The organism is Geodermatophilus africanus, assembly GCF_900107105.1.
GTDB classification, from domain to species: domain Bacteria; phylum Actinomycetota; class Actinomycetes; order Mycobacteriales; family Geodermatophilaceae; genus Geodermatophilus; species Geodermatophilus africanus.
Window position 1 is genome coordinate 56,585 of the sequence record NZ_FNOT01000003.1, and the last position, 13,282, is coordinate 69,866.

12 protein-coding genes are annotated in these 13,282 nt (G+C 74.2%); 9 read left to right on the top strand and 3 right to left on the bottom strand.

Annotation, left to right across the window (positions count from 1 at the left end):
- The first annotated feature begins 18 nt into the window (after nucleotides 1-18).
- Both BLW63_RS05600 and manA read left to right on the top strand, forming a co-directional pair.
- Nucleotides 19-1,428 carry an FAD-dependent oxidoreductase gene (locus BLW63_RS05600; RefSeq protein WP_091152397.1) on the top strand — a complete coding sequence of 470 codons (1,410 nt, stop codon included), beginning with the start codon at nucleotides 19-21 and terminating at the stop codon, nucleotides 1,426-1,428.
- Nucleotides 1,429-1,505: 77 nt separating this feature from the next.
- The gene (manA, locus tag BLW63_RS05605; RefSeq protein WP_091152399.1) at nucleotides 1,506-2,681 is read left to right on the top strand and encodes a mannose-6-phosphate isomerase, class I; all 1,176 of its coding nucleotides are present in this window, start codon (nucleotides 1,506-1,508) and stop codon (nucleotides 2,679-2,681) included.
- Between the two features lie 44 nt (nucleotides 2,682-2,725).
- Here manA and BLW63_RS05610 read toward each other — a convergent pair whose 3' ends face one another.
- Nucleotides 2,726-4,297, bottom strand: coding sequence for a glycosyltransferase family protein (locus BLW63_RS05610; RefSeq protein ID WP_139263491.1), 1,572 nt, complete (start codon nucleotides 4,295-4,297; stop codon nucleotides 2,726-2,728).
- Nucleotides 4,298-4,587: 290 nt separating this feature from the next.
- Between BLW63_RS05610 and BLW63_RS05615 the strand changes: the two genes are divergently transcribed.
- From BLW63_RS05615 to BLW63_RS05625, 3 genes are read left to right on the top strand one after another with little or no spacing between them, the layout of a single operon-like run.
- Nucleotides 4,588-5,037: a phosphatase PAP2 family protein gene (locus tag BLW63_RS05615; RefSeq protein ID WP_211517025.1), complete on the top strand. Its 450-nt coding sequence runs from the start codon at nucleotides 4,588-4,590 to the stop codon at nucleotides 5,035-5,037.
- Nucleotides 5,034-5,942, top strand: a complete 909-nt coding sequence (locus BLW63_RS05620; RefSeq protein ID WP_091152403.1) for a decaprenyl-phosphate phosphoribosyltransferase — start codon at nucleotides 5,034-5,036, stop codon at nucleotides 5,940-5,942. The genes BLW63_RS05615 and BLW63_RS05620 overlap by 4 nt, the downstream gene beginning before the upstream one ends.
- 4 nt (nucleotides 5,943-5,946) lie before the next feature.
- Complete coding sequence (locus BLW63_RS05625; protein ID WP_091152406.1) at nucleotides 5,947-6,471, top strand: GtrA family protein; 525 nt, start codon at nucleotides 5,947-5,949, stop codon at nucleotides 6,469-6,471.
- On the opposite strand, the gene dprE2 is transcribed toward BLW63_RS05625, so the two are convergent.
- A complete protein-coding gene (gene dprE2, locus BLW63_RS05630; protein ID WP_244522382.1) occupies nucleotides 6,411-7,163 on the bottom strand; it encodes a decaprenylphospho-beta-D-erythro-pentofuranosid-2-ulose 2-reductase in 753 nt (250 codons plus the stop codon). The genes BLW63_RS05625 and dprE2 overlap by 61 nt on opposite strands.
- Complete coding sequence (gene dprE1 / locus BLW63_RS05635; protein WP_091152410.1) at nucleotides 7,163-8,524, bottom strand: decaprenylphosphoryl-beta-D-ribose oxidase; 1,362 nt, start codon at nucleotides 8,522-8,524, stop codon at nucleotides 7,163-7,165. The genes dprE2 and dprE1 overlap by 1 nt, the downstream gene beginning before the upstream one ends.
- A gap of 324 nt (nucleotides 8,525-8,848) precedes the next feature.
- On the opposite strand from dprE1, the gene BLW63_RS05640 reads away from it, so the two are divergent.
- From BLW63_RS05640 to mtrA, 4 genes are all read left to right on the top strand, one after another.
- On the top strand, nucleotides 8,849-9,625 hold the full coding sequence (locus BLW63_RS05640; protein WP_244522383.1) for a class I SAM-dependent methyltransferase: 777 nt from the start codon (nucleotides 8,849-8,851) through the stop codon (nucleotides 9,623-9,625).
- 74 nt (nucleotides 9,626-9,699) lie between these two features.
- Nucleotides 9,700-10,620 carry a GmrSD restriction endonuclease domain-containing protein gene (locus tag BLW63_RS05645; RefSeq protein WP_211517026.1) on the top strand — a complete coding sequence of 307 codons (921 nt, stop codon included), beginning with the start codon at nucleotides 9,700-9,702 and terminating at the stop codon, nucleotides 10,618-10,620.
- A 166-nt stretch (nucleotides 10,621-10,786) separates the two neighbouring features.
- Nucleotides 10,787-12,271: an adenosylhomocysteinase gene (ahcY, locus tag BLW63_RS05650; RefSeq protein WP_091152413.1), complete on the top strand. Its 1,485-nt coding sequence runs from the start codon at nucleotides 10,787-10,789 to the stop codon at nucleotides 12,269-12,271.
- Nucleotides 12,272-12,548: 277 nt separating this feature from the next.
- A complete protein-coding gene (gene mtrA, locus BLW63_RS05655) occupies nucleotides 12,549-13,265 on the top strand; it encodes an MtrAB system response regulator MtrA (RefSeq protein ID WP_091152415.1) in 717 nt (238 codons plus the stop codon).
- The last annotated feature ends 17 nt before the right edge of the window (nucleotides 13,266-13,282 follow it).

The window sequence follows — 13,282 nt, forward strand, 5'->3', positions numbered from 1 at the left end:
CCGGGGCACGGCCGAGGCGTGGGCGACACCCGGCTCTCGCCCGCCCGGCGGGCGGCCGACCGGGCCCGGCTGGCCGACGAGGTCGTCGACGTCCTCGTCGTCGGCGGCGGGCTCTCCGGCGCCTGGGTGGCCCTGGACGCGGCCGTCCGGGGGCTCGCGGTCGGCCTGCTGGAGGCGCACGACTGGGCCGCCGGCTCCTCCGGGCGGCCGGCCGTGCTCCTCTCGCGGGCGGGGACGCCGGTCCGGACGGCGCTGCGCGAGCGGAGCCGGCTGCTGCGGACGGCCGCGCCCCACCTGGTCCGGCCGGTGCCGCTGGTGTGCCCGCGGCCCACGCCGGCGCTCTCCGACGTCCTCGCCCGTGGCCTGCCGCCGCCCCGCCCGCTGTCCCGCCGGGCAGCGCTCGCCGCCGTCCCGGCCCTGCGCCCCGGCCTGGCAGCCGGCGCGCTGCGCCGCTGGGACGCGCAGGTCGACGGCGCCCGGCTCACCCTCGCCGTCGTCCGGACGGCGGCCGGCTACGGGGCCCGCGTCCTCACCCGCGCCCGGGTGACCGGGCTGCTGCGCGCCGGGGACGCCGTCATCGGTGCGCAGGTCGCCGACCGCACCGACGGGTCGGCGCTCCCTGTGCGGGCGCGCAGCGTCGTGCTGGCCATCGGCGCGGACGGCGGCGGGCTGTCCGGTGCAGTCCCCGCCCACCCGGTCGTGCAGGTGGTGCTGCCGCGGTCGGCGGTCGATGGCCGGGACGACGGGCTGGTGCTGCCGGTCGCCGGTGGCGCGCTGACCGTCGTCCCGGCGGGCGAGCGGTGGGTCGTCTCGCACCCCGGCCCGGACCTGCCCGCCCTGCTCGGCGCGCTGGAGCGGGCGCTCGTCCGCCCGGTGCCGGCGTCGGCCGTCGTCGCCGCCCGGGTCGACCGGCTGCCCCGCGGGGACGGCGTATCCACGCGCGCGCCCGGTCTGGTGGTCCTCGCCGGGGGGCCGGCGACCGCCCGGGGGAGGGCCGCCGACGCCGTCGACGCGGCGACCGCGAACCTGCCGGGCGTGCCGCCGTCCCGCACCGCGCACCTGCCGCTGGTGGGCGCGCACCGCTGGGCCGACGTCCGGGACCGGGCGCCGCAGCTGGCCGCCGACGCGGAGCTGCCCCTCGCCGCCGTCGGCCGGCTGCTGCAGCGGCACGGCGACCGGGTGGCCGACGTGCTCGACCTGGTGCGCGCCGACCCGCGGCTGGGCCGGCCGCTGTCCGGGGCGCCGGGGTGGCTGGCCGCGGAGGTCGTGCACGCCGTGACCGCCGAGGGGGCGCTGTCCCTCGACGACGTCCTCGCCCGCCGCACCCCGCTGTCCGGTGCGGACCCCGCGGAGGTGGCGGCGCTCGTGGCCGGACCGCTCGGCTGGGACGCGGCCCGGGCCGCCCGGGAGGTCGCGTCGGCCGGCTGACCCGGTCCGGTGGCGCGGCCACCGGCGCGCACGGGACCGTGCCCACGGAGGGGGAACGGCCAGTAGCCTCTACGGCGATGTGGCCCCTCACGAGTGCCGTCCGCTTCTACCCGTGGGGGAGCCGGACGGTGATCCCCGAACTGCTCGGGCGACCCAGCCCGGCCCCGCAGCCGCACGCGGAGCTGTGGATGGGTGCGCACCCCGACGAGCCGAGCCTGCTGGCCGACGGCCGTCCGCTCGACCGGGCCATCACCGAGGAGCCCGAGCGGCTGCTGGGCGCACCGACCGTGTGCCGCTTCGGGCCGCGGCTGCCGTTCCTCATGAAGGTGCTGGCCGCCGACCGGCCGCTGTCGCTGCAGGCACACCCGACGATGGAGCAGGCGGCTGCCGGCTTCGCCGCCGAGGAGGTCGCGGGCATCCCCAGGGACGACCCGGCGCGGACGTTCAAGGACCCGTGGCACAAGCCCGAGCTGCTGCTGGCGCTGACCACCTTCGAGGCACTGTGCGGCTTCCGGCCGGTCGAGGAGTCGCTGCACTGCCTGGCCAAGCTGCAGCTGCCCGAGCTCAAGCCGACCATCGCCGCTCTCGCCCGCCGCGGGCTGCGCGCGGCCATCCCGCAGCTCATCGCGCTCTCCGGCCGGCGGCGAACGTCCCTGATGGCGGCCGTCGCGGAGCGCGCGGCCTCCTTCGTCGCCGCGCACGACCCCGAGTTCATCAACACCTACCGCTGGGCGGCCACGCTCGCCGAGGCCTATCCGGGTGACCCCGGTGTCGTGATCTCGCTGATGTGCAACCACCTCAAGCTCGCCCCCGGCGAGGCGGTGTTCCTCCCGGCCGGCAACCTGCACGCCTACCTCAGCGGCGCCGGGGTCGAGGTCATGGCCAGCTCGGACAACGTGCTGCGCGGCGGCCTGACCAGCAAGCACGTCGATCTGGCGGCGCTCATCGAGGTGGTCGACTTCACCGACGGCCGGATCCCGGTGATCCACCCCGTGCTCGGGCCCGGCGGACTGCGCTACCCCGTGCCGGTCGAGGACTTCGACCTCACGCACGTGCAGCTCGACGAGCGGAGCGGGACGCTGACCACCGCCGGGCCCCAGGTGCTGCTGTGCACCGAGGGCCGCGCCGTGCTGGCGGCGGCCGACGGCGAGCTGGTCCTGGAGAAGGGGCAGTCGGCCTTCGTCCCGGCGGGGGAGCCGGTCACCGCCCGCGGCCCCGCGCTGCTCTACCGGACCACGACGAACCTACGCTGACCAGGCGGTTCCGTCCGGGCGGCCACGCGTGGCCGGTTGCGCGGTCAGGAGACGGGTTCGAGCCAGACGGTCCCCGGTCCGTAGTTCGGTGCGGAGGTGCGCCAGGAGGGGAGTCCGGGCGGCACCTCGGCCACCCCGGGCTGCCACACCAGGCGGTAGTCGAGTGGGCGCGGGCGCTGGTCCCGGTCGAGGCGGGTGAAGTTGGCCTCGAGGATGAAGCGGGTCACCGGCCCGGCCTGCGCGAGCCGTTCGTCGATCAGCGGCAGTGTCCGGCCCGGGTCGGCGAAGGGGTCCACCATGGAGCAGTTGCAGGCGTAGGCCACGGCGCCGATCTCCGGCGTCGATGCCACCGTGGCGTCCCCGACCAGGTCGCTGACGTCGGCACCGATCTCCAGGTAGTCGGGGGGGAGGGCCCAGTTGCCGTAGATGATCGGACGATCCCACGGCAAGTCCCGTCCGGCGACGGCGACGGCGAGGAGGGCGAGGCCGGTGAGCAGCGCAGCCGTACCCACCGGGACGGCCGTCCCGGGCAGGCGCGACCGGCGGTCGCCCAGCACCTGGCGCAGGAGGACGCCCGAGCCGAGGAGGGCGACCAGTCCGAGGGCCACCGTCGTCGGCACGTAGTACCAGTGGTAGGGCGGCACCTGCAGCAGGCAGTACGCCCCGAAGTGGGCCAGTCCACCGATCCCCAGCCCGGCCAGCGGCCACAGGTGCGTGGGGAGCCGGCGGCGCGCGCCGACCACCAGCACGGCCACGGTGACGACCACGCCGAGCAGCGCGGGGACGATGGCCAGTGACATGACCAGCGTCTCGTAGCCGTTGGTCCAGGACATCCACCAGCCGTTGGCGAAGGTGAACTCGCCGAAGGAGCGTTGGAGCGTCTTGATCACGAAGGTGGTCGGGATGGCGGAGCCCAGGGTCCACCAGCTGAACACGAACCAGGGCAGGGCCACGGCGAGGCCCACCAGCGGGGACACCCACGGCCGGCGGCGGAGGGCGGGACTGAGCAGGTACACCGCCGCCACGACGACACCGAGGTCGAGTCGGGTGAGGACCAGGAGCCCGGCGAGCACGCCGAACACGACACGGCGGCCCCGCACCGCCTCGGCGGTGAGCCCGGTCAGGAGGGCGGCGGTCAGCACCACCTCAAGGCCCAGGGACGAGTTGACGAACGGGTTGGCGAACACCAGCGCCAGCACCGGTAGTGACCACATCGAGGGGATGCCGAGCCCGCGGGCGGTCCGGGCCGCCCACACGGCCATCGCGGCGGAGAGGACGACGGTCAAGACGTTCAGGCCCACCGTCGGCCGGAGCTCGCCGGTCACCAGCGCCGCCAGCCACGTGGCCAGCGTCAGCAGCAGGACGTTGAGCGGCGAGGTCGCGGTGTTCGCCGTCTCCGTGGGGATGATGCCCCAGTGCAGATCAGAGGAGAGGTTCTGGACGTAGCTCAGGGTGATGTAGGCGTCGTCGATGAACCCCGCGTGAGCGACCCACATGACGAGCCCGCCGACCACGGCCCCCACCAAGCCCCAGCACAGGTCCTCACTCCTCCGCCGGCGGCGGCCGACGGCGGCGACGGTGGGGGAGGAGGGGTCCAGCGCTTCTACGGTGGCCAACGAAAACGGGCTCCTCACCTCGGGTGACGTGGGACGGGGCGACGTGGGAGGCTGGCGCACTCCGCTCCGACCATACGGTCGCTCTGGCTGCGCGGGCATCCCCATCGCGCTCGCGCGCGAAGAGCTCAGGTGAGGAGGCCGCAGTGCACGTAGGGTCGGGCGCCGGCCGTTCCGGTGCGACCGGACCGGGTGCTGCGCACGCGGCGAGGCGCGAGGATCGCGGAGTCGGGGGGTCGTTGAGCGCGGAAGCCAGGATCCTCGTCGGATTGCAGAGGGTGACAGCTCGGCCGGTGCCCCTCGTCGTGGCGCGCGGCCTGGACCGAGCCGGTGCGCACGCCGCCGCCTGGCTCGCCACGGCTGCACTCGGCGCCTGCGTCGACGCACGCCGGCAGGCGGACTGGGTGCGGGCGGGTGCCGCCGTTCTCGCCGCCCACGCTGCCAGCGTCGTGGTCAAGCGGGTTGCGCGCCGGGTCCGGCCGTCGCACGCGAGCCTGATCACGCACGTCGCCATGCCGAGCCGCTGGAGCTTCCCGTCCTCGCACGCCGCGTCCACCACGGCGGCGGCGGTGGTGTTCGCCCCGCTCTTGGGCCGGTCGGTGCTGCTGCTTCCACCGGCGATGGCGTGGTCGCGGATGGCCCTCGGCGTGCACTACCCGACGGACGTACTGGCCGGGATGGCGTTGGGCGGGGTCGCCGGCGCGGCGAGCGAGCGGCGCCGGCAGGCGGTGCGGGACCGGTGAGCGCGGTCGCGGAGGAGCGGGCTCCCCGGCAGACGTCGGCCGGAGCGGTGACCGGCCTGCTGCGCGCCATGCGGCCGCGTCACTGGACGAAGAACCTCCTGGTGCTGGTCCCTCTGCTGCCCGCAGGGTCGGCGCTGCGCCAGGTCGACCCGCTCGACGTCCTCCTGGCGTTCGCGGCCTTCTGCCTGATCAGCTCCAGCGTCTACCTGGTCAACGACGCGCGGGACGTGGAGTCCGACCGTGCGCACCCGGTCAAGCGGTACCGACCGCTGGCCGCGGGTGTCGTACCCATCCCCTTGGCCGTGGTGGCCGCCGTCGTACTCGCCGCCGCCGCCTTCGCCCTCTCGGCCGCGGTGAACGTCCCGCTGTTGGTCACCGTCGCCACCTACTACGGCATCCAGCTGGCGTACTGCTTCGGGCTCAAGCACGAGCCGGTGCTGGAGTTGGCCTGCGTGGCGTCCGGGTTCATGCTGCGAGCACTGGCGGGGGGCGTGGCGGTCGACATCCCGCTGTCGTCCTGGTTCCTGCTCACCGCGGCGTTCGGCTCGCTCTACATGGCGGCGGGCAAGCGGTACGGGGAGGCGCGGATGGGCGAGCGTACGGGCGCCCGGGTTCGCCGCGTGGTCCAGCGCTACACCATGACCTTCCTGCGGTTCGTGTGGACGCTCTCGGCGACGGTCGTGGTCCTGACCTACTCCCTGTGGTCCTTCGAGGTCTCGCAACGGACCGAATCGGTCTTCAGCGCCGTCTCCGTGGTGCCGTTCACGCTGGCGATCCTGCGGTTCGGCATCAACGTCGACGCAGGGACGGCCGAGGAGCCCGACGAGATCGTGGTCCACGACCGGGTACTCCTGGCGCTCGGCCTGTTGTGGGCGGTCCTCTTCGCGGCCGCGGTCTACCTGTGAGCCGGTGAGCCCGGACCATCCTGCCGAGGGGCCCAGCCGGGTCGTCGAGCTGGCGCGCTTCACGGCGACCGGGGGTGCGGCCTACCTGGCCGACCTGCTGGTCTTCAACGCGTTGCTCCTGGGCACTGCGCTGGGTGCGAGCTGGTCGAAGATCATCTCGAGCGCGGTGGCCATCGGTGTGGCGTTCGCCGGGAGCCGGTGGTTCACCTGGCGGGAACGGCGCAGCGACCGGGTGGGACGCGAGTACACCCTCTTCGTCGTCTTCAGCCTGCTCGCCGCCGGCATCCAGTTCCTGTGTCTGGTGCTGACCCACCACGTCATCGGGTGGACCAGCCCGCTCGCGGACAACCTGTCGGCCAACGTGGCGGGCATGGCCCTGGCGACGGCGTTCCGCTTCTGGACCTTCCGCACCTACGTCTTCCCGCCCGACGCGGCCGCCAGCCCGGCCGAGCGCGCCGGGGACGCGGGTCAGACGGGCAGGCGACGGAAGAGGGGAGCCGGCAGCAACCGCAGCACGAAGGCCACGTAGCGCATGGGCGGTGGCGCCCAGACGACCTCCCGCCCTGACCGCAGACCGCTGACCGCGGCCTCGGCGACCCGGTCGGCGTCGACGGCCAGCGGGGCGGCGGGCATCCCCTGGGTCATCTTCGTCCGGACGAACCCGGGGCGGACGACCACGACCCGGATGCCCTCGGGACGCAGCGCTTCCCGCAGGCCGGTGTAGAAGGCGTCCAGACCCGCCTTGGTCGACCCGTAGGCGAAGTTGCTCCGGCGGGGCCGCTGCCCGGCGACACTGGACAGGACGACCAACGCGCCGTGGCCCTGGGTCCGCAACCGGGCGGCGACGTCCACCCCCATCGTCACCGGGGCGGTGTAGTTCACGGTCGCCAGCGCCGCAGCGTCGTCCGGGTCCTGCCAGGCGCGCTCGGCGTCGCCCAGGATCCCGAAGGCGACGACCACGACGTCGACGTCCCCCCCGGCGAAGGCCTTCTCCACGGCCGGCGCCCAGGTCCGGCGGTCCTCGGCGTCGAAGTGCACCAGGTCGACGTCGTGGCCCTCGGCGCGCAGCTCCGCCGCGACGGCGTCGAGCCGGTCGGTCGGGCGGCCGGCCAGGACAGCGGCCGGTCGCCGCCGTCCGGCCAGCCGCCGCAGGACCGCCAGACCGATCTCCGACGTGCCGCCCAGGACGAGCACCCGTTGCACGTCGCCGACAGCATCCATCACAGGGACAGCCTCTTCGCCTGGTCGGAGGTGAACACGCGGTGGGGGTCGACCCGGTCGCGGACCCGGCGCCACTCGTCGATGCGCGGGTACATGCGGTGCAGCGCCTCGGCGGTGGTGCGGGAGTCCTTGGCCAGGTAGAGCCGGCCCCCGGCGGACAGCACGAGGTCGTCGAGGTCGTCGAGCAGGCGGCCGAGCTCGGGCGTCACGGGGATGTCCAGGGCCAGGGTCCATCCCGGGGTGGGGAAGGACAGCAGACCCGGGTTGCCGGGACCGAAGCGCTTGAGCACCGCGAGGAAGGACGCGGTGCCGGCGGCGGACAGCCGCTCCACGGCCGTCCGCATGGCGTCCTCGGCGCCGAACGGCATCACGAACTGGTACTGGAGGAAGCCCCGGGGGCCGTAGACCCGGTTCCAGTTCGCGACGGCGTCGAGCGGGTGGAAGAACTGCCCGATGCCCTGGACGGCGCCGCGCTCCTCCCGGGGTGCCCGGCGGTAGAAGGCCTCGTTGAAGGCGGCGATCGTCGCCTTGTTGAGCAACCCGGAGGGGAAGAGGGCCGGGGCGGTGAGTCGAGTCCGCGGCGCGAAGTGCAGCGGTCGGGAACGCAACCGCCGGGGGAGCTGGTCGGCGCGGGCCGACCAGCCTCGGGTGAGCACCGCGCGGCCGGTCGACGCACCGCGCGCGACCAGGTCGATCCAGGCAACGGAGTACGTGTACTCGTCGTCGTTCGCCTGCAGCCGGGCCATGAGGTCGTCGAGGTCGCGGGTGCGCTCGGTGTCGACGAGGAAGTAGGCGCTCTCCACCGGCTTGGCCACGAGGGTGGCGCGCAGGACGACACCGGTCAGGCCCATGCCGCCGACCGTGGCCCAGAACAGCTCCGGCTCCGTCTGGGGCGTCAAGCTGCGCACGCTACCGTCGGCGAGTAGCAGGTCCATCGCTGCGACGTGGTTGCCGAAACTGCCCTCGACGTGGTGGTTCTTGCCGTGGATGTCCGCGGCGATCGCACCCCCGAGGGTGACCTGCCGGGTGCCCGGGAGGACGGGCACGAACAGCCCGAGCGGCAGCAGCACCCGTACCAGGGTGTCCAGGGAGACCCCGGCCTCGGCGGTCACCTCACCGGTGGTGGCGTCGATCGACAGGATGCGGGACAGGCCCGTCATGTCGAGGACCGTGCCGCCGCCGTTCTGCGCGGAGTCGCCGTAGCTCCGGCCGAGGCCGCGAGCCAGGACGCCACGGGGACCGGCGTCCTCCACCGTGGCGCGGACGTCGGATTCGCTGGTGGCCGCGACGAACTCCGCGACGGTGGGGGAGGTCTGCCCCCAGCCCGCCAGGAGGCGGCGAGTGGACGTGACCGGGGCCATCCGTCGCCTCCCGCTTCACTCGGGCCGGTGGATGGGGTCATCGCGACGATACAACCGGGCGCGAAGCGCGGCCCCGGTTACGCTCCGTCGAGCGATCACCTCGGACGGGAGCGCACGCAGGCCCGTGACCTGCGGCGTGAGCGGCTGCCCGAGCTGACCCGCGAGAGACCTGGACGCGGTTGTCCCGACAGCCGGTGGGGCCGGGTGGGTACGGACCGGCCGCTCGCAGGGGGCCGGAGCCTTGTACGGACGAGGAGCTCCGCGATGTCAGTGGCAAGGGGACGGCTGCGTGCGGTTGCGCGGCGATGGGTGGTCCGGACGGCGGTGGCACCGTTCGAGGCCCGGCTCACCCGCCTGGTGGAGGAGACCGTGCGGGCGCAGACCGAGCGACTGGAGGCGAGCGCGCGGGCCGAGACCGACCGGGCGATCCGGGCCGTGCACGACGTGGAGTTCCGCAGCCGGCGCGACCTGCTCGCGGCCGGCGAGCGGGACGCGGCCGTGGCCTCGGCCCGGTTCGCGGCACGGGAGATGCCGACCGCACGGGCGTTCCACGACCCGCTGAGCACGCTGCGGTACGCCGTCGGGATCGCGCCCGCCGGCGGGCTGGCGCTGGAGTTCGGCGTCTTTCAGGGGCGCTCGCTGGAGGTCATCGCCGAGGGGCGGGGCCGCCGGGACGTCTACGGCTTCGACTCCTTCCAGGGGTTGCCGGAGGACTACCGCCCGCACGTGCGCGCCGGTGCCTTCGCCACGTCCGCGCTGCCCGAGGTCGACGGCGCCGAACTCGTGGTCGGCTGGTTCCAGGACACCCTCCCCGGTTTCCTCGCCGAGCACTCGGGCCCGGTCTCGCTGCTGCACGTCGACGGCGACCTGTACTCCTCGGCGGTGACCGTGCTCGAGCACGTGGGGCCCCGGCTGGTGCCCGGGTCGGTGGTCGTCTTCGACGAGTTCTTCAACTTCCCCGGCTGGGAGCAGCACGAGTTCCGCGCCTGGCAGGAACACCTCGGGCGCACCGGCACCCGCGTCGCCTACGAGGCCTACACGTCGAACGACGAGCAGGTCGTGGCCCGGGTGCTCGACGCCGGGACGTCCAGCGGCGGCTGACCCGGCGTGTTCCCGCCCGTCCCGCGGGCGGGCGCCTAGGGTCGGACCCGCCCGTCCCGCGTCGGAGGAGGCCCGTGCCCCCCTGCCCGCCCGTCGTCCCGTCCCGGCTCCGCCGCGGCGTGCTGGCCGGCAGCGCCCTGCTGGTCCTGCTGGGCGGCCTCCCGGGCTGCGACCTGCTGAGCGCGACCGCGGGTGGCCCGCTGACCGGCGTGCTGGACGACGCGGACGCCGAGGAGGCGTCCGCGACCGCGCCGCCGGGCTCGGCGCTGGCCGCGCTGGCCGACCTCCAGGTGCGGGGCCGGGCCCCCCAGACCGGCTACGAGCGCGAGCAGTTCGGCGACGGCTGGGTCGACACCGACCGCAACGGCTGCGACACCCGCAACGACGTGCTCGCCCGGGACCTGACCGGCGAGACGTCCCGGCCCGGGACCAACGACTGCGTCGTCGTTTCGGGCACCCTCGCCGACCCCTACTCCGGGCGCACCATCGAGTTCCGCCGCGGCGAGGACACCAGCGACGACGTGCAGATCGACCACGTGGTCGCACTGTCCGACGCCTGGCAGAAGGGTGCGCAGTCCTGGGACGCCGACCGGCGGACCGCCTTCGCCAACGACCCGCTCAACCTGCTCGCCGTCGACGGGCCCCTGAACATGCAGAAGGGGGACGGCGACGCCGCGACCTGGCTGCCGCCGAACACCGCCTACCGGTGCGCCTACGTCGCGCGGCAGGTGGCGGTGAAGACCGGCTACGGGCTGTGGGCCACCCGCGCCGAGTGGAACGCTGCCGCGACCGTGCTCGCGGACTGCCCGCAGGAGCCGCTGCCTGGCGACCCGGCGGAGGAGGCGGCCTCGGTCCAGGCGTCGCCTGCGCCCGCGGGCACCGGCTACGCCGACTGCGACGCGGTCCGTGCCGCGGGGGCGGCTCCCATCCGGCGGGGCGCGCCGGGGTGGACCGACGCCTTCGACGGAGACGGTGACGGGATCGGCTGCGAGTAGGCCCGCCGCGTATCGTGGACAGCGGCTACGAGCCCCGCCGAGGCCTCGGCACGCTCGCTTCTGCAGCCTCCCCGCCGACGCGCCCGTCGGCAGCACCGTCGAGGCTGCTCCGACAGCGACCGACGCGAGACCCGGCCGAGCGCGGCCGGGCGATTCCTGGAGCGACATGACCGCCACGACCGCCACCCGTGTACTGACCGACGGTGACTTCAAGGTCGCCGACCTCTCCCTCGCAGGCTTCGGCCGCAAGGAGATCCGGCTCGCCGAGCACGAGATGCCCGGCCTGATGGCGCTGCGCGCCGAGTACGGCGACGCGCAGCCGCTGGCCGGCGCCCGCATCGCCGGCTCCCTGCACATGACGGTGCAGACCGCCGTCCTCATCGAGACCCTCACGGCGCTCGGCGCCGACGTCCGCTGGGTCAGCTGCAACATCTTCTCCACGCAGGACCACGCCGCCGCGGCGATCGTCGTCGGCGAGGGCACCCCCGAGCAGCCCGCCGGTGTCCCGGTGTTCGCCTGGAAGGGCGAGACGCTGGAGGAGTACTGGTGGTGCACCCAGCGGCTGTTCGAGTTCCGCGACGAGTCCGGTGCGGTCGTGGGGCCGAACACGCTGCTCGACGACGGCGGCGACGCCACCCTCCTGGTGCACCTGGGCACCCGCTTCGAGGCCGACGGCGCCGTCCCCGACACCACCGAGGCCGACTCCGAGGAGTACGGCGTCATCCTCGACGTGCTGCGCGGCACGCTGGCGCAGGACGGCCGGTACTGGACCCGCATCGGCCAGGGCATCGCCGGCGTGACCGAGGAGACCACCACCGGCGTCATGCGGCTCTACGAGCTCGCCCGCGACGGCCGGCTGCTGTTCCCGGCGATCAACGTCAACGACTCGGTCACGAAGAGCAAGTTCGACAACCTCTACGGCTGCCGGCACTCGCTCATCGACGGCCTCAACCGCGCCACCGACGTGATGATCGGCGGCAAGGTGGCCGTGGTCTGCGGCTACGGCGACGTCGGCAAGGGCTGCGCGGAGTCGCTGCGCGGCCAGGGCGCCCGCGTCATCGTCACCGAGATCGACCCGATCAACGCCCTGCAGGCGGCGATGCACGGCTACGAGGTCACCACGCTCGACGACGTGATCGGCCGGGCCGACATCATCATCACGGCCACCGGCAACCGCGACATCATCTCCGCCGAGCAGCTCGGGCGGACCAAGCACCAGGCGATCGTCGGCAACATCGGCCACTTCGACAACGAGATCGACGTCGCCGGTCTGGCCCGCACCCCTGGGGTCACCCGGACGACGATCAAGCCGCAGGTCGACGAGTGGCGGTTCGCCGACGGCCACACGATCATCCTGCTCTCCGAGGGCCGGCTGCTGAACCTCGGCAACGCCACCGGTCACCCCAGCTTCGTCATGAGCGCCTCGTTCTCCAACCAGGTGCTCGCCCAGATCGAGCTGTGGACCAACCGGGCCGCCTACGAGGGCCAGGCGCCCGGCGTCACGGTGCTGCCCAAGAAGCTCGACGAGCACGTGGCCCGGCTGCACCTCGACGCCCTCGGCGTGAAGCTCACCGAGCTCTCCAAGGTGCAGGCCGACTACATCGGCGTCCCGGTCGAGGGCCCGTACAAGTCGGAGCACTACCGCTACTGAAAGGACCCCGCTGCCCCCCGCCGCTCGCGAGCTCGCGGCGGGCCCCTGCGGCGGGGCCGTTCCAGCACGTCACCGGGGACCCTGCAGCGGGGCCGTTCCAGTGCCGCCCCGGGCTCGCGAGCGCTCCGCGCACGACCGGCGGGACGCTGCGGCGGGGCTGTTCCCGGACGTCACCGGGCTCGCGGCGGGGCCGCGGGCCACGCGAACGGGGCACGGGGGACACCCGTCCGGAGCACTCCGGGCGGGTGTCCCCGCTTCCGTCCGCGTTCAGCGCAGAATGGTCGCCGTGCCACCCACCGCTGCCCAGAACGGGCCCTCCCGCGGCCGAGTCCTGGTCGTCGACGACGACGCCGCCCTCGCCGAGATGCTCGGCATCGTGCTCCGCCGCGAGGGCTACGAACCGGCGTTCGTCTCCGACGGCAACCGCGCGGTGGGCGTCTTCCAGCAGACCCGACCGGACATCGTGCTGCTGGACCTGATGCTGCCCGGCCGCAACGGCCTGCAGATCTGCCAGGACATCCGCACCCAGTCGACCGTCCCGATCGTGATGCTCACCGCCAAGGGCGACACCCTCGACGTCGTCCAGGGGCTCGAGGCCGGCGCCGACGACTACGTCACCAAGCCCTTCAAGCCGGTGGAGCTGGTGGCCCGCGTGCGCGCGCAGCTGCGGCGCGGTGAGACCGGGCAGGCCGAGAACCTGAGCATCGGCGACGTGCAGATCGACGTCCCGGCGCACCAGGTCACGCGGGACGGCGTCCCGATCGCGCTGACCCCGCTGGAGTTCGACCTGCTCGTCGCGCTGGCCCGCAAGCCGCGCCAGGTGTTCACCCGGGAGCTGCTGCTCGAGCAGGTGTGGGGCTACCGGCACGCCGCGGACACTCGGCTGGTCAACGTCCACGTGCAGCGGCTGCGGGCCAAGATCGAGCGGGACCCGGAGAAGCCGGAGATCGTGCTGACGGTGCGAGGGGTCGGCTACAAGGCCGGCCCACCGTGAGCGGACAGGCCCGTGAA